18 protein-coding genes are annotated in these 19,365 nt (G+C 62.7%); 11 read left to right on the forward strand and 7 right to left on the reverse strand.

Annotation, left to right across the window (positions count from 1 at the left end; translation table 11 throughout):
* Positions 1-34: 34 nt before the first annotated feature.
* Genes rfbD through rfbB form a run of 4 tightly spaced genes read right to left on the reverse strand, consistent with a single transcriptional unit; the run spans position 35 to position 3,409 of the window.
* Positions 35-916, reverse strand: coding sequence for a dTDP-4-dehydrorhamnose reductase (gene rfbD, locus AC07PQ_RS12965; protein WP_493185646.1), 882 nt, complete (start codon positions 914-916; stop codon positions 35-37).
* Positions 913-1,458 (reverse strand): dTDP-4-dehydrorhamnose 3,5-epimerase, encoded by a 546-nt coding sequence (rfbC, locus tag AC07PQ_RS12970; protein ID WP_493185647.1) that lies wholly within the window; start codon positions 1,456-1,458, stop codon positions 913-915. The genes rfbD and rfbC overlap by 4 nt, the downstream gene beginning before the upstream one ends.
* On the reverse strand, positions 1,455-2,330 hold the full coding sequence (rfbA, locus tag AC07PQ_RS12975; RefSeq protein ID WP_053259280.1) for a glucose-1-phosphate thymidylyltransferase RfbA: 876 nt from the start codon (positions 2,328-2,330) through the stop codon (positions 1,455-1,457). Before rfbA ends, rfbC begins: the two co-directional genes overlap by 4 nt.
* Positions 2,327-3,409, reverse strand: a complete 1,083-nt coding sequence (gene rfbB / locus AC07PQ_RS12980) for a dTDP-glucose 4,6-dehydratase (RefSeq protein ID WP_493185648.1) — start codon at positions 3,407-3,409, stop codon at positions 2,327-2,329. The genes rfbA and rfbB overlap by 4 nt, the downstream gene beginning before the upstream one ends.
* A gap of 224 nt (positions 3,410-3,633) precedes the next feature.
* Between rfbB and AC07PQ_RS12985 the strand changes: the two genes are divergently transcribed.
* Entirely contained in the window at positions 3,634-6,546 is a 2,913-nt protein-coding gene (locus AC07PQ_RS12985) for an aminotransferase (protein ID WP_493185649.1), read from the forward strand.
* 45 nt (positions 6,547-6,591) lie between these two features.
* Here the strand turns inward: AC07PQ_RS12985 and AC07PQ_RS12990 are convergent, their stop codons facing one another.
* Complete coding sequence (locus AC07PQ_RS12990; protein WP_493185650.1) at positions 6,592-6,858, reverse strand: hypothetical protein; 267 nt, start codon at positions 6,856-6,858, stop codon at positions 6,592-6,594.
* Between AC07PQ_RS12990 and aguB the strand changes: the two genes are divergently transcribed.
* The 3 genes from aguB (at position 6,857) to AC07PQ_RS13005 (ending at position 9,284) form a co-directional block, all read left to right on the forward strand.
* The gene (gene aguB / locus AC07PQ_RS12995; protein ID WP_087089627.1) at positions 6,857-7,735 is read left to right on the forward strand and encodes an N-carbamoylputrescine amidase; all 879 of its coding nucleotides are present in this window, start codon (positions 6,857-6,859) and stop codon (positions 7,733-7,735) included. The genes AC07PQ_RS12990 and aguB overlap by 2 nt on opposite strands.
* A gap of 4 nt (positions 7,736-7,739) precedes the next feature.
* The gene (aguA, locus tag AC07PQ_RS13000; protein ID WP_150048480.1) at positions 7,740-8,846 is read left to right on the forward strand and encodes an agmatine deiminase; all 1,107 of its coding nucleotides are present in this window, start codon (positions 7,740-7,742) and stop codon (positions 8,844-8,846) included.
* A 246-nt stretch (positions 8,847-9,092) separates the two neighbouring features.
* Positions 9,093-9,284, forward strand: a complete 192-nt coding sequence (locus tag AC07PQ_RS13005; RefSeq protein WP_009041729.1) for a hypothetical protein — start codon at positions 9,093-9,095, stop codon at positions 9,282-9,284.
* Positions 9,285-9,490: 206 nt separating this feature from the next.
* On the opposite strand, the gene AC07PQ_RS13010 is transcribed toward AC07PQ_RS13005, so the two are convergent.
* Positions 9,491-11,584: a TonB-dependent receptor gene (locus AC07PQ_RS13010; RefSeq protein ID WP_493185651.1), complete on the reverse strand. Its 2,094-nt coding sequence runs from the start codon at positions 11,582-11,584 to the stop codon at positions 9,491-9,493.
* Here AC07PQ_RS13010 and AC07PQ_RS13015 point away from each other — a divergent pair.
* The 4 genes from AC07PQ_RS13015 (at position 11,583) to AC07PQ_RS13030 (ending at position 14,498) form a co-directional block, all read left to right on the forward strand.
* A complete protein-coding gene (locus tag AC07PQ_RS13015; RefSeq protein ID WP_157173137.1) occupies positions 11,583-11,795 on the forward strand; it encodes a hypothetical protein in 213 nt (70 codons plus the stop codon). The genes AC07PQ_RS13010 and AC07PQ_RS13015 overlap by 2 nt on opposite strands.
* Positions 11,796-11,838: 43 nt before the next feature.
* Positions 11,839-12,534, forward strand: coding sequence for a DsbA family protein (locus tag AC07PQ_RS13020; protein WP_493185652.1), 696 nt, complete (start codon positions 11,839-11,841; stop codon positions 12,532-12,534).
* A gap of 27 nt (positions 12,535-12,561) precedes the next feature.
* Positions 12,562-12,957: a nuclear transport factor 2 family protein gene (locus tag AC07PQ_RS13025; protein WP_493185653.1), complete on the forward strand. Its 396-nt coding sequence runs from the start codon at positions 12,562-12,564 to the stop codon at positions 12,955-12,957.
* 236 nt (positions 12,958-13,193) lie between these two features.
* Complete coding sequence (locus AC07PQ_RS13030; protein ID WP_007922539.1) at positions 13,194-14,498, forward strand: OprD family porin; 1,305 nt, start codon at positions 13,194-13,196, stop codon at positions 14,496-14,498.
* Positions 14,499-14,684: 186 nt separating this feature from the next.
* Here AC07PQ_RS13030 and AC07PQ_RS13035 read toward each other — a convergent pair whose 3' ends face one another.
* Complete coding sequence (locus AC07PQ_RS13035; RefSeq protein WP_007922553.1) at positions 14,685-15,080, reverse strand: c-type cytochrome; 396 nt, start codon at positions 15,078-15,080, stop codon at positions 14,685-14,687.
* Positions 15,081-15,390: 310 nt separating this feature from the next.
* On the opposite strand from AC07PQ_RS13035, the gene AC07PQ_RS13040 reads away from it, so the two are divergent.
* The 3 genes from AC07PQ_RS13040 to AC07PQ_RS13050 are packed head-to-tail and all read left to right on the forward strand — an operon-like array spanning position 15,391 to position 19,362.
* The gene (locus tag AC07PQ_RS13040; RefSeq protein ID WP_493185654.1) at positions 15,391-16,857 is read left to right on the forward strand and encodes a c-type cytochrome; all 1,467 of its coding nucleotides are present in this window, start codon (positions 15,391-15,393) and stop codon (positions 16,855-16,857) included.
* A 40-nt stretch (positions 16,858-16,897) separates the two neighbouring features.
* On the forward strand, positions 16,898-18,673 hold the full coding sequence (ctaD, locus tag AC07PQ_RS13045; protein ID WP_493185655.1) for a cytochrome c oxidase subunit I: 1,776 nt from the start codon (positions 16,898-16,900) through the stop codon (positions 18,671-18,673).
* Complete coding sequence (locus tag AC07PQ_RS13050) at positions 18,670-19,362, forward strand: cytochrome c oxidase subunit 3 (RefSeq protein WP_009041737.1); 693 nt, start codon at positions 18,670-18,672, stop codon at positions 19,360-19,362. The genes ctaD and AC07PQ_RS13050 overlap by 4 nt, the downstream gene beginning before the upstream one ends.
* The last annotated feature ends 3 nt before the right edge of the window (positions 19,363-19,365 follow it).

Here is a 19,365-nt window from a genome sequence, read left to right on the forward strand (position 1 = left end):
GGACGATGCGCCTGTGGGTACAAGCGCATTATGCCTACCCCTGCTCGGCAAGACACTCGTGCAATGCGCTGCGCCACTCAGGCTGGCGCACGCCCCACTCGCGCTCCAGGCGGCGGCAATCGAGGCGCGAGTTCAGCGGCCGTGGCGCGGGTGTCGGATAGGCGCTGGAGGGGATCGCCTCCAGGGTCGCGCAGGTTTTGCCTTGGGCCAGCAGGTGCTCGCCGATGGCCTGGGCGAAGCCGAACCAGGAGGTCTCGCCAGCCGCGGTCAGGTGGTAGGTCCCCCAGGCTCCTGGCTGGCCGGCCTGCCAGCGCTCGATCAGGGCGGCAGTGCTGGCGGCGATGGTACCGGCCCAGGTAGGCGCGCCGATCTGGTCGGCGACCACGCGCAAGTGCGGTTTTTCCTGCAGCAGGCGTTGCATGGTCAGCAGGAAGTTCTTGCCGGTGTTCGAATACACCCAGCTGGTGCGCAGGATCAGGTGTTCGCCACCTGCCGCGGCGATGGCCCGTTCGCCGGCGAGTTTGCTCTGGCCGTAGACGCTCAGCGGGTTGGGTTCATCGTCTTCGGTGTAGGGCGCCTGCTTGCTACCGTCGAAGACGTAATCGGTGGAGTAGTGAATCAGCGGGATCCCCAGTTCCCGCGCTTCCTTGGCAAATATCTCGGGGGCGCTGGCATTGATCGCGAAGGCCAGCTCCGGCTCGCTCTGGGCCTGATCGACGGCGGTGTGGGCGGCCGCATTGATGATCAGCTGCGGGCGCAGGCTGCGCACTTGCTGGCGAATGGCGTCCGGGCGTGTCAGGTCGAGCAGGCCGCGCCCGGGCACGATCAATTCATGCTGGTTTCCCAGGCGCTGTTGCAGGGCCTGGGAGACCTGGCCGTGCTGGCCGCTGATGAGGATCTTCAACCGGCCGCTCATGGGAACAGCTCGGCTTCGCTGAGCAATTTGCCGGCCTGATCCTTGGCCGAGAGTTGCGCCGGGCCTGTGAGTTGCCAGTCGATGGCCAGGGTCGGATCGTCCCAGCGAATGCAGCGTTCGGACGCCGGGCTGTAGTAGTCGGTGGTCTTGTAGAGGAACTCGGCGTACTCGCTCAGCACCACGAAACCATGGGCGAAGCCTTCCGGTACCCACAGCTGGCGATGGTTGTCCGCGGACAGCCGCACCCCGACCCACTTACCGAAGTGCGGCGAGCTGCGACGGATGTCCACCGTCACGTCGAGTACTTCGCCGGCGACCACCCGCACCAGTTTTCCCTGGGTGTTTTCGATCTGGTAGTGCAGGCCACGCAGCACGCCCTTTTGCGAGCGCGAATGGTTGTCCTGGACGAACTGGGTGCGCACGCCGGTTGCTTCTTCGAACGCCTTGGCATTGAAGCTCTCGTAGAAAAAACCGCGCTCGTCGCCAAACACCTTGGGTTCGATGATCAGCACGCCGGGCAGTTCGGTGGCCAGGACCTTCATTGGGTTTCCCCCGCCAGGCTATAGAGGTATTGGCCGTAACCGGTCTTGCCGAAGTACTTGGCGTGTTCGAGCAGATGCTCGCGGTCGATCCAGCCCTGGTTGTAGGCGATTTCCTCGAGGCAGGCGACTTTCAGGCCCTGGCGGTGCTCGATGGTCTGCACGTACTGCGAGGCTTCCAGCAGGCTGTCGTGGGTGCCGGTGTCGAGCCAGGCGAAGCCGCGGCCGAAACGTTCGACGCTGAGGTCGCCGCGTTGCAGGTAGGCATTGTTGACGTCGGTGATTTCCAGTTCACCGCGCGCCGAAGGCTTGACCGCCTTGGCGATCTCGACCACCGCGTTGTCGTAGAAATACAGCCCGGTCACGGCGTAGCTGGACTTGGGGTGCTGGGGCTTTTCCTCGATCGAAAGAGCGTTGCCCTGTGCGTCGAAGTCGATTACGCCAAAGCGCTGCGGGTCCTTGACCCAGTAGCCGAAGACCGTCGCACCGGAGGGTTTCGCCGCGGCGTTCTGCAGCTTCTCGGTGAAGTGTTGGCCGTGGAAGATGTTGTCGCCGAGGATCAGGCACACAGGGTCGTCGCCAATGAATTCCTCGCCGATCAGGAACGCCTGCGCCAGGCCGTCCGGCGACGGTTGTTCGGCGTAGCTGAAGCGCACCCCGAACTGGCTGCCGTCGCCCAGCAGGTTGCGGTACTGCGGCAGGTCCTGGGGGGTGGAAATCAGCAGGATGTCCTTGATGCCGGCCAGCATCAGCACCGAGATCGGGTAATAGATCATCGGTTTGTCGTAGACCGGCAGCAGTTGCTTGGACACCCCCAGGGTGATCGGGTGCAGGCGGGTGCCCGAGCCACCCGCCAGAACGATACCTTTCATCATGCGATCAGATCCTTGAAGTCAGTGAAACCGAGCCGTTGCCCTTGATAGCTGCCGTCCTGCACGTGCTGGCACCATTCCTGGTTGTCCAGGTACCACTGCACGGTCTTGCGCAGGCCGCTGGCGAAGGTTTCTTGCGGTACCCACCCCAGTTCGCGCTCGATCTTGCCGGCGTCGATGGCGTAGCGCAGGTCGTGGCCGGGGCGGTCCTGGACGAAGGTGATCAGGTCGGCGTAGTGCTGCACGCCTTCGGGCTTGCGTGGCGCCAGCTCTTCCAGCAGTTGGCAGATGCCGCGTACCACGTCGATGTTTGTCTGTTCGTTGTGGCCGCCGATGTTGTAGGTCTCGCCGACCACGCCTTCGGTCACCACCTTGAGCAGGGCGCGGGCGTGGTCTTCGACGAACAGCCAGTCGCGCACTTGCAGGCCGTTGCCGTACACCGGCAGCGGTTTTCCGGCCAGGGCGTTGAGGATCACCAGCGGGATGAGTTTTTCCGGGAAGTGGAACGGCCCGTAGTTGTTCGAGCAGTTGGTGACCAGTACCGGCAGGCCGTAGGTGCGCTGCCAGGCGCGGACCAGGTGGTCGGACGCGGCCTTGCTGGCGGAGTAGGGCGAGCTGGGGGCGTAGGGCGTGGTTTCGGTGAACAGGTCGTCGACGCCGTGCAGGTCGCCATACACCTCGTCGGTGGAAATGTGGTGGAAACGCAAGGCGCTTTTTTCCGTCGGCGGCAGGGCCTGCCAGTAGGCGCGGGTGGCTTCCAGCAGGCTGTAGGTGCCGACGATGTTGGTCTGGATGAAGTCCGACGGACCGTCGATGGAGCGGTCGACATGGGACTCGGCGGCCAGGTGCATGATCGCCTGAGGCTGGAAACGCGCGAGCAGGGCGCTGACGCTGGCCTGGTCGACGATATCGGCCTGGACGAACTCGTAGCGGGTGTCGGCGGCGATACTCGAAAGCGACTCCAGGTTGCCTGCGTAGGTCAGCTTGTCGAGGTTGAGCACCTCGTGTTCGGTGTTGCGGATCAGGTGGCGAATCAGCGCCGATCCAATAAAACCGGCACCGCCGGTAACGAGAATGCGCATATGGGTAGGCCTTCTTCCCTAAAACATGGAGTCGCGAATGGAGCATAGCTTGTCGGCAGCCAGCGGCCGCTGCAAGGGCCGCCGATGTCTGGCCCGGGTATTGGCATCCTGTTTACCTTCCCTGGAGCAGTGAAGCCCTTGTCGGCTGCCCGGGCCAGGGGGGTTGCGTAACGCCTGGCGCGGTGGCGATATACGCATCTGACAATAATTCCAGGGGTCGTTCCATGTTGCTCGCCACGTTGATTCACCGCGCCAGTCTGCCCGGTCCGCAAGTCACCCCGCAGCAGGCGCTGGACCTGCTCGAAGTGCACTACGGCCTTGGCGGCACGCTGCAATCGTTGGGCAGCCAGCAGGATCTCAACTACCGGCTCGACAGTCCCCGGGGGCGTTTTGTCCTGAAGATCTGCCGTGGCGACTACGCCGCCCTGGAATTGCAGGCGCAACATGCGGCGCTCAAGCACCTGGGCAGCCACCCCGAGCTGCACGTACCCCGGGTGATCCCGGCGAAGAACGGCGCCGACCTGCTGTCCCTGGAAGTCGACGGCCAGGCGCTGCATGTGCGCCTGCTCGACTACATCGAAGGCCAGCCGCTGACCCACCTCAAGCACCTGGGCCCCGAGCTGGCAGCCGGCTTCGGCCGGTTGTGCGGGCAGATGGACCTGGCCCTGGCGGACTTCCAGCACCCGGGCCTGGAACGCACCCTGCAATGGGACGCGCGCCATGCCCATAGCCTGATCAATCACCTGTTGCCGGTGATCGCCGACGAACAGCAACGCCGCCTGATCGCCGAAGTGGCCGAGCAGGCCGAGCGCCGTGTGCAGCGCCTGGCCGAGCAGTTGCCGGTGCAGGCGATCCACCTGGACATCACCGACGACAACGTGGTCTGGCAGCGTGACGCCCAGCGCCACTGGCAGGTACAGGGGGTGATCGATTTCGGCGACCTGATCCGCACCTGGCGCATCACTGACCTGTCGGTGACCTGCGCGGCGCTGCTGCACCATGCCGAGGGCGATCCGTTCTGCATCCTGCCGGCGGTCCGCGCTTATCACGCGGTCAATCCACTGCAGCAGGCCGAGCTGCTGGCGCTGTGGCCGCTGATCGTGGCCCGCGCCGCGGTGCTGGTGCTCAGTGGCGAACAGCAGGTGAGCATCGACCCGGGCAACCAGTACAGCCGCGACAACCTGAGCCACGAATGGGAGATCTTCCGCGTCGCCACCTCGGTGCCGTTCGAATTGATGGAAGCGGCGATCCTCGGAGCGGTAGGGCAGACGCTGCCGGCCATCGCCAGCGAAGGTTTCGCCCCCTTGCTGCCGGGCCTGGTGGGGCGTGAGTTCGCCCTGATCGACCTGGGCGTGCTCAGCCCGCATTTCGAGGCCGGCAACTGGGAGCAGCCGGAGATCGATACCCGGCTGTTGCAACAGGCCGCGGCGGCCCATGGATTGGCGGCCAGTCGTTATGGGCAGTACCGCCTGTCCCGGACCTGCCCGGACAGTGCCGTCGAGCCGGACACCTTCCCGTTGCACGTGCAGTTGCAGGTGCCGTCGGGCACGGCGGTCGAAGCGCCTTTTGCCGGGGTGCTGCACCGCGCCACCGACGGTGCGTTGCGCCTCGATGGCCCGCAATTGAGTGTGCGGCTGTGGGGCGTCACGCCCTCGGTGCATGCCGGCGCGGCGCTGGTCAAAGGCCAGGTGCTGGGGGCGGTGGATGGCGGGCTCAAGGTCCAGCTGTGCCGTGGCGCGCAGCTCGATCCGCCGCTGTTCTGCACGCCCTCGCGGGCCGCGGCATGGCAGGCGCTGTGCCCGTCGCCGGCGGCGCTGCTGGGCCTGGCCTGCGACGCCGAGCCGGAGCTCGACTCGCAAGCCTTGCTGGCGCGCCGCGATGCCAGTTTCGCCCGTTCGCAGAAGCACTATTACGTCGACCCGCCACGCATCGAGCGCGGCTGGCGCAACCACCTGATCGACATGCAGGGCCGTTCCTACCTGGACATGCTCAACAACGTCGCGGTGCTCGGTCACGGCCACCCGCGCATGGCCGCCGAGGCCGCGCGTCAGTGGTCGCTGCTCAACACCAACTCGCGTTTCCACTACGCGGCGATTGCCGAGTTCTCCGAGCGCTTGCTGGAGCTGGCGCCGGACTCGATGGACCGGGTGTTCCTGGTCAACAGTGGCAGCGAGGCCAACGACCTGGCGATCCGCCTGGCCTGGGCCTACAGCGGCGGGCGCGACCTGCTCAGCGTGCTGGAGGCCTATCACGGCTGGACGGTGGGCGCGGATGCGGTGTCCACCTCGATCGCCGACAACCCCCAGGCCCTGAGCAGCCGCCCGGACTGGGTGCATCCGGTGACCGCGCCCAATACCTATCGCGGCGAGTTCCGCGGCCAGGACAGCACCGCGGACTACGTGCGCAGCGTCGAACACAACCTGGCCAAACTGGCGGAGCAGAATCGCCAATTGGCCGGTTTCATCTGCGAGCCGGTGTATGGCAACGCCGGCGGCATCGCCCTGCCGCCGGGTTACCTGAAGCAGGTCTATGCGCTGGTCCGCGCCCAGGGCGGGGTGTGCATCGCCGACGAGGTGCAGGTCGGTTACGGGCGCATGGGCATGTTCTTCTGGGGCTTCGAAGAGCAGGGCGTGGTGCCGGACATCATCACCATGGCCAAAGGCATGGGCAACGGCCAGCCGCTGGGGGCGGTGATCACCCGCCGGGAGATTGCCGAAGCGCTGGAGGCCGAAGGTTATTTCTTCTCCTCGGCCGGCGGCAGCCCGGTGAGTTGCCGGATCGGCATGGCGGTGCTGGACGTGATGCAGGAAGAAAAACTCTGGGAAAACGCCCAGGTGGTCGGTGGCCACTTCAAGCAGCGCCTCGAAGCCCTGATCGAGCGTTATCCGCTGGTGGGCGCGGTGCATGGCTCGGGGTTCTACCTGGGCCTGGAGCTGATCCGCGATCGCCAGACCCTGGAGCCGGCCACGCAGGAGACCGCCCTGCTGTGCGATCGCCTGCGCGAGCTGGGGATCTTCATGCAGCCCACCGGCGATGACCTGAACATCCTCAAGATCAAGCCGCCGATGGTCACCACGCGCCAGAGCGTCGATTTTTTTGTCGACATGTTGGCCAAGGTGTTGGAGGAGGGGCTCTAGGCCCCACTCGAATGCCCTGTATTCGGATCGCGAGCAAGGTCGCTCCTACATAGAAAGGCATGCCCTGCAGGAGCGAGCTTGCTCGCGATAGCGTCCGCACTGACACTCCTTAATCTCTATAAATATCGATAATAATCGATGTTTATAGGGATTAATTCTTTGATTGTTTATTTTTAAGCTTTTAAAGTCGATTTTTATCGGATATAAAGTCATCCCTATCAGGACAGGCTCAAGCCGCGCCTGACCATTCCCTTTTTTGTCATCGACCGATGCCACCCTCGGTCCTTTGCTGCTGCCCAGGAGATGATCCATGAGCCGTATCGTTACCGTCGCCGCAACCCAGATGGCCTGTTCCTGGGACCTCGAAGCCAATATCGAGACCGCGGAAAAGCTGGTCCGCGAGGCCGCCGCCAAAGGCGCGCAGATCATCCTGATCCAGGAACTGTTCGAGGCCCCGTACTTTTGCCAGAAGCCGAACCCGGACTACCTGCAACTGGCGACCCCAGTGGCAAGCAATGCGGCCATCGCGCACTTCCAGAAAGTCGCCAAGGAGCTGCAGGTGGTGCTGCCGATCAGCTTCTATGAACTGGCCGGGCGGGCGCGTTTCAACAGCATCGCGATCATCGACGCCGACGGCAGCAACCTCGGGATTTATCGTAAAAGCCACATCCCGGACGGCCCCGGCTATCACGAAAAGTACTACTTCAATCCGGGCGACACCGGCTTCAAGGTGTGGAACACCCGCTACGCGAAAATCGGCGTGGGCATCTGCTGGGACCAGTGGTTCCCCGAGTGCGCCCGCAGCATGGCGCTGCAAGGCGCACAGATTCTGTTCTACCCGACTGCCATCGGCAGCGAGCCCCACGACAAGAGCATTTCGTCCCGCGACCACTGGCAGCGGGTGCAACAAGGCCACGCCGGCGCCAACCTGATGCCGCTGATCGCCAGCAACCGCATCGGCAACGAAGAGCAGGACGGCTACGACATCACCTTCTACGGCTCGTCGTTCATCGCCAACCAGTTCGGCGAGAAGGTTGAAGAACTGAACGAGACTGAAGAAGGTATTCTTGTCCACAGTTTCGACCTCGACGAGCTGGAACACATTCGCAGCGCCTGGGGTTCGTTCCGCGACCGTCGGCCGAACCTGTACAGCGCGATCAAAACCCTCGACGGTTCCCTGGAGTCCTGAACCCATGACCACTTTGCACAGTACCCCTCGCGCCGACGGCTTCTACATGCCCGCCGAGTGGGCGACGCAGACCCAGACCTGGATGATCTGGCCCGAGCGCCCGGACAACTGGCGTCTGGGCGGCAAGCCGGCGCAAGCCGCGCACGTAGCGGTGGCCAAGGCCATCGCCCGCTTCGAACCGGTGACCGTGGCGGTCTCCGCGGGCCAGTATGAAAACGCCCGGGCCCGCCTGGACGTGCCGAATATCCGCCTGGTGGAGATGTCCAGCGACGACGCCTGGGTCCGCGATACCGGCCCGACCTTCGTCATCAACGACCAGGGCGAAGTCCGTGGCGTGAACTGGGATTTCAACGCCTGGGGCGGTTTCGACGGCGGCCTGTATTCGCCGTGGAACCGTGACTCGCAGGTCGGCGGCAAGATCCTCGAGATCGAGCGCAGCCCGCGTTACCGCACCGAGGGCTTCGTGCTCGAAGGCGGTTCGATTCACGTCGACGGCGAAGGCACGGTGATCACCACCGAGGAATGCCTGCTCAACCGCAATCGCAACCCGCACATGAACCGTGCCGAGATCGAAGCGGTGCTCAGCGCCAACCTGGCGGTGGATAAAGTCATCTGGCTGCCGGATGGCCTGTACAACGACGAAACCGATGGCCATGTGGATAACTTCTGCTGCTACGTGCGTCCGGGCGAAGTATTGCTGGCCTGGACCGACGACCCGCAGGACCCGAACTACCCGCGCTGCCAGGCGGCGCTGAAAGTGCTGCAAGACAGCACCGACGCCAAGGGTCGCCCGTTCACGGTGCACAAGATGCCGATTCCCGGACCGCTGTACGCCACCGAAGAAGAGTGCGCGGGCGTCGACCCGGTGGATGGCACCCAGGAGCGTAATCCGTCGGTGCGCCTGGCCGGTTCCTATGTGAACTTCCTGATCGTCAACGGCGGCATCATTGCTCCGAGTTTCGACGATCCCCTGGATGCCCAGGCCAAGGAAATCCTGCAGAACCTGTTCCCGCAACACGAAGTGGTGATGGTGCCGGGTCGCGAGTTGTTACTGGGGGGCGGAAATATCCATTGCCTTACCCAACAGCAACCGGCGCCGCACAAGGTTTGAGTGTTGTTGTAACAGCCCGTGACGCCTGATTGACGGGCGGTTACATGGATCCAATCCGGCGTCGCCCGGCAAGCCCGCAGCCCTGATGGACTGCGGGTTTTTTTGGATCCGGAAGCTGGCAATTGCGGGACCTTGGCATAGCTCTTGTATCTCTCGCGAGGTCAATCCGAGGCCGGTGGAACTGCGATGTTCTGTCATAAACCTTGGATAAGTTAGCCGCTCACAAACCGGGAGAGAACGCTGGAAATGAATAGGGTCAGCGAGCGGACTTCCGCAATAAATAGCGAGTCGCTTCAGGTTCTGGCGCAATGGTTGAAGTGCAATGGAACGCGACAGGTCCGGGAAACCGACCCGCGCCGGATGATCCTCGATCGTTACCCTGCTGGTTTGTTCAGCGAGGCCGAACTCGAAGCGCTGTGGGATGTGCTGGAAGGATAAGCAAACAACGGATTGGTAAAAGCGCTGCCCGGATGGCAGCGCTTTTTTTTGCCTTTTTAAAATGCCCGCGCCAACCCATTCGCTGCGATTTCTCCCGTAGGAGCGAGGCTTGCCCGCGAAGGGCACGCGCGGTTTGCCTGGGGTACCGCGTTATCGTTTTTCGCGAGTAAGCTTCGCTCCTACGGGACGGCGGGGCGTTTGTTCGCTTAGAAGCTGTAGGTGCCGGTTACCACCAGGCTGCGTGGATCGCCGAACTGGATCTGCCCGGCGCTGGTGGCCGAGGAGTAATACGTGCGGTCGCTGATGTTGTTCAGCGCGGCCCGCAGGTCCCAGTCCTTCTGCCGGAAGCCGGCCAGGGCGTCCCAGCGGCCATAACCCGGAAGCATCACGGTGTTGGCGTTATCGGCATAACGATCGCCCACCAGGGTCAGGCCGGTCTCGGCGTACCAGCCCATTTCCGGCTTCCAGGTCACGAACAGGCTGCCATTGCGCTTGGCCACGTTGTTCACCCGGTTGCCCTCGTCACCGTTGTTGCTCTTGACCACCGTCGCGTCCTGCAGGCCGATGCCGCCGCGGATCGACCAGTTGCCGACGATCTTGCCGGCGGCGGTCAGTTCCACGCCGCGGGAGCGCTGCAGGCCGGTCAACAGGATCACGTTCGGGTCTTCCACGCTGCGGCTGCGACGGTTGTAGAGTTCCAGCTCATAGACCGCGAGCGTGGTGCTGAAGCGGTCGTCGAGCCAGTCGCTCTTGACCCCGATTTCCTTCTGCCGGGTGCGCTCGGGGCTCAGGTCGTTGCTGTTGCCGTTGGCATTGGGGGTGATGCCGATCAGGCCACCGCCGACCGGCGAGAAGCTCTTGCTCCAGGAGGCGTAGAAGGAGTGGTTCTCCAGCGGGGTCCAGACCACGCCCAGGCGCGGGCTGGTGCTGTGGCTGTCGCGGTCGTCCTTGATATCCAGCAGTTTGTTGTGGGTCTCGACGTTGAAGTTGTCGTAGCGCAGGCCCGCGAGCACTTGCCACTGATCGTTCAGGCGCAACTGGTCCTGGACATACACGGCGCGGCTTTCCACCTCGCTGTGGTTGTAGCTGGACGCCACCATTTTCCCGGTATGCCGCATGTTTTTATCCGGGTTGAACGGGTCCAGGGACGGCACGGCCTGGCCACCGGCGCTGACCGCCGCTGCGGTATAGAGCTTCGGATCGCGTCGCTGGCTGCCCAGCTCGACACCCGTCAGCACCCGGTGCTCGAGGCCGAAGGTATCGAAGGTGCCTTCGACTTCGAGGTTGTTGTAGAGGTTGCGGGTGTTCAGGTCCTGCTGCCAGCGCTGGCGGTTCACCCGCTTGGTGCGGCTGTCGTAGCCGGTCTGGTAGGTGTTGTCGAAATCGCTGTTGAGCTTGAACAGGCTCAGGGTATGGCGCAGTTGCCAGTTGTCGTTCAGCTCGTAGCTGAGCTTGGAGCGCAGCGACTGGGACTTGTCGTCGATGTAGTCGCGCGGGTCGCCGTACGTGGTGTCGCGACTCACGTCCGCCGGGCGCCCGTCGATCCCCGGGACGCCACGGTCCGGCGTGCGGTTGTAGCGGCTGTACTCGTACTGCACCAGCCAGTTCAGGTCCGGCGTCAGTTGCCAGCTCATGGACGGCGCGAACAGCTGGCGACTGCCACTGACGCCGTCGCGGAAGCTGTTGTTGTCCTGGTTGCCCATGTTCAGGCGCAGGCTGATGTTCTCGCTGGGGTCGGCGCTGAGGTCGGCATACAGGCTGCGCAGGTCTTCGCTGCCGCCTTTGACTTCGACGCTGGAGTGGCGGCCGAACTGCGGCAGCTTGCTCACCCGGTTGACGATCCCGCCCTGGCTGCCACGGCCGTAAAGCACCGCCGCCGGGCCCTTGAGCACCTCGATGCGCTCGATGTTGTGCAGGTCACGCACGTACTGGCTGTCGTCACGGACGCCGTCGAGGTAGAAGTCGTTGCTGGCGTCGAAACCGCGAATACGCAGGCTGTCGAAGCGGGTGTCGGCGCCGCTGCTGACGTTGGGAATGCCGCTCAAGGCCGTGCCCAGGTCGTTGATGCCGTAGTCCAGCAGGTTGCTGGTCTTCACCGAGTCGATGGCTTGCGGCACGTAGCGCACTGGCGTGGCGGTGCGGGTCGCGGTGCTGACTTCCTTGACCCGTGGGTCGTCGGCATCGACTTCCGCGCTGATGGCGGTAGCCGGCAGGGTGGTCGGGGCGGCGCAGGTGAAACCGGCCGTCAGCGAGGCGCAAAAGCCAAGGGTGAGGGGAGTCAGGCGGAAGGGGGCAGGCATGGAAAAACGCATCCAGAAGGGGAAAGAAACAGTCGGCGCGAATGGTAATGCTTGCTATTTACTTTCGTTAATTATTCTTGAAAAGTTCCCTGGGCGGATTGTTTCAATTTGTGTCTTGATTGAAATGCAGTGGATACACGGCCGATTCGACCGATTCCCGAAACAGACTAAAAGCCATTCCAGCGTTTTTCGCCGTGGGCCACAGGCATAGTCTGCCGCCATCGAATTTATCGGCCTTTGTCCCGGAGCCTTGCATGTCGGCAGCGACCCTTCATTACATCTACGATCCTTTGTGCGGCTGGTGCTACGGCGCCAAACCGCTGGTGCAGGCGGCCCAGGCAGTGCTGCCGGTGGTGGCCCATGGCGGCGGCATGATGACTGGGCGCAACTGCCAGCAGGTTTCGCCGCAACTGCGCGACTACGTCATGCCCCATGACCGGCGCATTGCCGAATACACCGGACAGCCGTTCGGCGAGGCTTACTTCGAAGGTTTGCTGCGCGATCATTCGGCGGTCTTCGATTCGGCCCCGCCGATTGCCGCGGTACTGGCGGCGCAGGCGCTCGCCGGGCGCGGCCTGGAGTTGCTCGGGCGCTTGCAGACGGCCCACTACGTCGAAGGGCGCCGCATCGCCGATGTCGATGTTCTGTTGGAACTCGCCGAAGGCCTGGGCTTTGAGCGCGGCGAGTTCGAGGAAGCCTTCGAGTACGCCGCGGCGAACAGCTTGAACGAGCACATCAAGGCCAGCCGTGCCTTGTTGGCCCGGGTCGGTGGCCAGGGTTTTCCGACCCTGGTGCTGGAGCAGGGCGGTCAGTTCAGGCTGCTCGATATCAGCCCCTGGCTGGGCAAGCCGCAGGCGTTCGCCGCCTGGCTGAGCGAAGCCTTCGGTTCGCCAGAGGTCGAGCTTTCACCTAGCCTGCAGGCCTGTGGTCTGAACGGTTGCGCCCTTTGAACCCCCACTTAATTTGCGGAGTCGCCCATGGATAACCTGGCACTGATCAAAAGCACTTACGAAGGCGCCAACTCCCAGGAGAACGCGAAAAACACCGCCGCCGCCCTGGCTGCGGATGCGCGCTGGACCGAAGCGGCAGGTTTTCCCTACGCCGGCACCTACGTTGGTTTCGATGCCGTGGTGGAGAATGTCTTCAAGCGCCTGGCCACCGAGTGGGAGGGGTTTGCCTTCACTGTCGAGAACTATGTGGCCGAGGGCGACAAGGTGTTCGCCTACGGCAACTACAGCGGCGTCTATAAAGCCACGGGCAAACCGCTGAATGCCCGCGTGGCCCATTTGTGGACGTTGAAAGATGGCAAGGTCACGCACTTCGAACAGTTCGTCGACAGCCATACCGTGCAACTGGCCATCAAGGATCGTTAAGTTCTTAGACGATTTTTGCCTATTTTCAGACGATTCTTGAAATTGACACACTGTTCAGGGCGCGGATAGGATTCGCGCCAACGCCTGTGGCCAACGGCCATGACCTTCCAATAATAAAAGGCCCACCGCGATTTTTCGTGGGTGGGTCTTTTTGTTTTGGCCTGAAAAAAGAGCGCCTAAGCGCCGTTTCCAAGGAGCACCACAGCGCGTCATCAACCCGTAATAAGGAAAATAAAATGTTGAACAAGCGGATCGGTCTGATCGCACTGGGGATTCTGAGCAGTACTCAAGTTATGGCTAACGACCAGGCTGAGTCCAAGGGCTTTGTCGAAGACAGCAGCCTGAAAATTCTGCTGCGCAACGCCTACATCAATCGCGACAAGAAGAACGGTAACGATGACCAGCGTGAGTGGGGTCAAGCGGCCATCGGTACCTTCTCGTCGGGCTTCACCCAAGGCACCGTCGGCGTGGGCGTCGATGCCTTCGGCCTGTACGGCCTGCGCCTGGATAAAGGCAGCCACAGCGGCGGCCAGGGCATCGACTTCTTCAAGCCAAGCGAAGGCGGCAACAAGAGCCCGGCAGGCGACCTGGCCAAGGCCGGCGCCGCGGTCAAATTCCGCCTGTCCAACACCGTCCTGACCTACGGTGACCAGATGCCGGCCCTGCCGGTACTGAGCTACGACAATGGGCGTCTGCTGCCGGAAAGCTACACCGGTACCCTGATCACCTCCAAAGAGATCAAGGGCCTGGAGCTGAACGCCGGTCGTTTCACCGCCGAGTCGCGCAAGAGCGCCGAAGGCCGTGACAGCGGTGGCCTGAAGTCGATCAACGTATTGGGCGGCAGCTACCAGTTCACCGAACAGTTCAAGGGCTCGCTGTACGCTTCCGACGTCGAAGACGTGCTGAAGAAGCAGTACGTGAACCTGAACTACGTGTTCCCGTTGGCCACCGACCAGTCCCTGACCTTCGACTTCAACGGTTATCGCACCAAGCTGGACAAGTCCTACGCCGAGTTCAAAGAAGCAGGTGGCCAGGACAACAAGATCTGGAGCCTGGCAGCCACCTACGCCACCGGCCCGCACTCCTTCACCCTGGCGCACCAGCGCAGCACCGGCGACAGCAACCTGGGCTACGCCTACGGCGGCTACCAGAAAGAGCAGCACCGTGTGGGCGACGGTGGCAACACCATCTACCTGGCGAACTCCTACTGGTCCGACTTCAACGCGGAAGACGAGCGCAGCTGGCAGCTGGGCTACGGTCTGGACTTCGGCGCCTTCGGCGTACCGGGCCTGACCTACAACCTGGCCTATGTGCGTGGTGACAACATCACCGCCACCAACAGTGAGGGCGCCACCACCACCGGCGGTACCGAGCGCGAAATCTTCAACCAGTTCAAGTACGTGGTCCAGAGCGGCCCGGCCAAGGACCTGAGTGTCAAGGTGCGTAGCTCGATCCTGCGTGTATCGCAGAAATCCAGTGGCTACAACGACAGCGGTAACGAACTGCGTGTGTTCGTCGACTACCCGATCAACGTGTTCTGATAAACGCCTGATCGCGGCCTGATACTGGGTCGGCAATAGCAAAAGCCCCGACTGGTTCGGGGCTTTTTTGTGGGTGTTGCCCCGTCCTGAACAGCACCGCGGCTCCCTGTAGCCGCTGCCGCCAGGCTGCGATCGGGCGCGAAGCGCACGTTGAGGATTTGGGGCCGCTTTGATTTGTCAGGTCACTCAGGGCTGTTGCGCCTGAAAGCTCTGCAGATAAGCCAGCAGATTATCGATCTTCTCCTGATCGCTCAGCCCCCAGAAGATCATCCGCGTACCGGGCACCACTTTTTTTGGATCTTCCAGGTAGGCCACCAGTTTGTCGCGGGTCCAGACGATGCCGGAGGACTTCATCGCGTCGGAGTAGTGATAGTCCGCCACGCTCCCCGCGGTGCGTCCGAAAATGCCATTGAGCTGCGGCCCGAAAGAGCTGCGCACCGAAGGCCCGATATTGTGGCAGCCACCGCAGATGCGCTTGAACAGCTTGCCACCGGCCTCGGCATCGCCCACCGCTTCTGCCTGGGCATGGAGCGACAGCAGGCTAAGCATCAGGGCCAAGGTCAGGGCGGCGGTGTTTTTCATGTTCGGCTCCGGATCGGATGTGGCGGGTGGCAAAAAACGCGGGGGCTATTTGAGCATGGTTGGCAGGTGTTGGGGATGGCCATCAGGGGAAAGGGACGTGGTAATGCCACAACCTCCTGGCCTTGTGTCGTGTCGGGGCCCGGCGGCGCACGTCCGACGAGGCGCACTATACTTTTCAGAAGATTTGCCCCGGGGATAGAGGCAATGTTCCAGCAGGCTTGGGAGGAGGGTTAGGCATCGGTGTGGCGCTGCGGTTGGGCGACGTTGCGTTTGCATGGCCACAGAACAACCGGCACAGGAAGACGAGAAAATGGCGATAGCAATCATCCTGGTTCTAGTCGTTGTCGCTTCGGTGCTGTTTCACCTGCTTGCTCCCTGGCACATGACGCCGGCTGCCTCCAACTGGGGGTCGATAGACACCACGCTGCTGATCACCCTGGTCATCACCGGAATCTTTTTCATCGCCATCACGCTGTTCATGGCCATCGCCGTGATTCGCTTCCGTCATCGCGAAGGTGCCCGGGCGCACTACCAGCCGGAAAGCCGGAAGCTGGAAGGGTGGCTGGTCATCCTCACTTCATTGGGCATCATCGGCATGCTCGCGCCTGGCCTTGTGGTCTACAACGATTTCGTCCAGGTGCCGCAAGAGGCTACCCAGCTCGAAGTGGTTGCCCAGCAGTGGCAGTGGGCGTTTCGCTTTCCCGGGCGTGACGGAAAACTCGGCAAGGCGGATGTCAAATGGATCGATCCCGGCAACCCCTTCGGTCTTGATCGCAATGACCCTGCCGGGCAGGACGATGTACTGATCATGAACAATGAAGTGCGCCTGCCCATCGATCGGCCGGTAAAAGTCCTGCTGCGGGCAAAGGATGTACTGCACGATTTCTATATTCCGCAGATGCGCGCGAAGATGGATATGGTGCCGGGCATGGTGTCCCACTTCTGGTTCACCCCGACCCGGCTCGGCAAGTTTGAAGTGCTGTGCGCCGAGTACTGTGGCCTGGGCCACTACAACATGCGCGGCCATCTGGTCGTCGAGGAGCAGGGCGCTTTCGACCAATGGTTCGCCAGCCAGCCGACCTTTGCCCAGACCCTGACCAGCGTTGCCATGCCGAGCCGGGACAGCCTGCTGGAAAAAGGCCGCCAACTGGTGGAAAGCCATGGCTGCCGCGCCTGCCATAGCCAGGACGGCAGCACCAGCCTGGGCCCGGGCTGGAAGGACCTGTACGGCCGCTCGGAGCAGTTGGCCGATGGCACCCGCGTCCAGGTCGACGAAGCCTACCTCAAGGAGTCGATTCTCGAGCCGCAGGCCAGGCTGGTCCAGGGCTATCCGCCGGTCATGGTGGCCTATACTTTCAGTCAAGATGAACTGGCCGCCGTGGTGGCTTTCATCAAGTCGCTGAGTGCCGTGGGGCAGAAAGAACAAGGCCCTGCAGACGCACAGAATGAGCTGGCGGCGCAGGGACAGCGGCTGGCCGAATCGCTGGGTTGCCTGGCCTGCCACAGCGTCGATGGCAGCCAGGGTATCGGCCCGGGCTGGCAGGGTTTGTACGGCAAGACGCAAACCCTGGCCGATGGTTCTCAGATCAAGGTCGATGAGGGCTACCTGAAGGATTCCGTGCGCCAACCCGGCGCTGCGATCGTCAAGGGTTACGCCGCGGTGATGCCGACCTTTACCCCCAATGACAAGGAACTGGACGCCCTGATCGCCTTCATCAAGTCGAAAGCTGCTGTCGACGCGGATGCCGGCAAGGTGGAATCGGGCAAGTCGCCGTAACTAGCCGGAAATGCTCCGAAACTTACCGGAGGATGACCTGATGGCTTATGTCGAGCATGCAGAAACAGAAGTCCTGCACGAACCGAAGAGCTTCTTCACGCGCTATATCTGGAGCCAGGACCACAAGGTCATCGCCATCCAGTATTCCTTGACGGCGATTTCCGTGGGGCTCGTCGCCCTGGTGCTGTCCGGCCTGATGCGCATGCAGATCGGCTTTCCCGGCAGCCTCGAGTTCATGGATGCCAGCACCTATTACCAGGCGATGACCCTGCACGGCATGATCATGGTCATTTACCTGCTGACGGCCCTGTTCCTGGGCGGCTTCGGCAACTATCTGATTCCGCTGATGATTGGCGCCCGGGACATGGTCTTCCCCTACGTCAACATGCTGAGCTTCTGGTTCTACCTGCTCTCGGTCCTGGTGCTGCTTTCCAGCTTCTTCGTCCCGGGCGGGCCCACCGGGGCGGGCTGGACACTCTATCCGCCGCAATCCATCACCCGGGGCACCCCGGGGACCGAATGGGGCATCGTGTTGATGCTGGTATCGCTGGCGATCTTCATCGTCGCCGCCACCATGGGCGGGCTGAACTACGTGACCACGGTGCTGCAGGCACGCACCCGCGGCATGACGCTGTTTCGCATGCCGCTGTCCGTCTGGGGCATCTTCATGGCCTCGATCCTGGCCCTGCTGGCCTTTCCGGCCTTGTTCGTCAGCGCGGTGATGATGCTGTTCGACAGGCTGCTGGGCACAAGCTTCTTCATGCCGGCGGTGATCTCCATGGGGCAGCAGCTCGCGCATCAGGGTGGCAGCCCGATCCTGTTCCAGCATCTGTTCTGGTTCTTCGGCCATCCGGAGGTCTACATCGTCGCCCTGCCGGCGTTCGGCCTGGTCTCCGATCTGATCAGCACCCACGCGCGCAAGAACATCTTCGGTTACCGCATGATGGTGTGGGCCATCATTGCCATCGGCGTGCTGAGCTTCGTGGTCTGGGCGCACCACATGTACGTCAGCGGGATGAACCCGTACTTCGGCTTCTTTTTCGCCGCCACCACCTTGATCATCGCCGTGCCGACCGCGCTGAAAGTCTACAACTGGGTGCTGACCCTGTGGCATGGCGACATCCACCTGACGGTGCCGATGCTGTTTGCCCTGGCCTTTATCGTCACCTTCCTGGTCGGTGGCCTCACCGGGTTGTTTCTCGGCAACGTGATTGTGGATATCCCGCTGTCGGACACCTACTTCGTGGTGGCTCACTTCCATATGGTCATGGGGGTCGCGCCGATACTGGTGATATTTGGCGCCATCTACCACTGGTTTCCGAAGATCACCGGGCGCCTGATGAACGACACCCTGGGCAAGCTGCATTTCTGGATAACTTTCCTGGGTACTTACTGCATCTACTTCCCCATGCACTACCTGGGGCTGTTGGGCATGCCTCGGCGCTATTACGCCTGGCAGAACTACGACTTCATCCCGCAATCGGCGCAGCAGTTGAATGCGTTCATCACCGTTGTCGCGTTGACGGTCGGGATATGCCAGCTGTTGTTCCTCTTCAACCTGGCCTGGAGCGCCTTCAAAGGCAAGCCGGCGGGCCCGAACCCATGGGGGGCGGCCAGCCTGGAATGGCAGACGCCGGACACTCCGCCCGTACATGGCAACTGGGGGCCGGAGCTGCCGGTGGTGCACCGTTGGGCCTATGACTACAGCGTGCCCGGGATAGAGCAGGACTTCGTGCCACAGACGGTTTCTGCCCAGGAGCTGGAGCAGATGAGGCAGCACAGCGCAGAAGCCAGGATCGCGGGCGAAAGACCATGAACGGGCCGCTATTGAAAAATACCGAAAGCGCCGGCGCCGGCGGCCGTTGGAGCCAGCCCCCCGACCACTCTCGGGGACCGGCAGGCCTCGACAGGGTGAAAGCCGCAAAAGTGGGCCTGCGCATGTTCCTGGTGGTGGTGACCTCGCTGTTCCTGCTGTTCCTGCTGGCCTTCATCGCGCGTTCGCAAATGGCGGACTGGCAGCCGCTGACCGAGCCCCTGGCGCCGCTGGCCAGTGCCCGGCAACTCTGGCTGAACACGCTCCTGCTGGTGCTGGGCAGTATCAGCCTGCAGTGGGCGCGGCTGGCCGCCCGGCGGGATGCATTGAACGGGGCCACCCTCGGCTTCGCCCTGGGCGGTGTCTTCGCGATCGCCTTTCTCGGGGGGCAACTCTGGGTCTGGAAGCAGTTCGTCGACTGGGGCTATTTCGTCTCCGCCAATCCGGCCAACAGCTTTTTCTATCTGCTGACCGGCGTACACGGGCTGCACCTGCTGGGAGGCCTGGTGGCCTGGGGCAGAGTCGGCGCCAGGTTCCTGCGCCGGGTTCCGCTGTCGCGACTGGCGTCCAGCGTGGAGCTCTGCGCGATCTACTGGCACTACCTGCTGGGGCTGTGGATCGTCCTCTTCTTCCTGCTGACCAGCACGCCGGAAACCTATCAAGCCATCGCCGCATTCTGCGGCCTGAGGTGAAGC

It is taken from the genome of Pseudomonas sp. GW821-FHT09E12 (assembly GCF_059416085.1).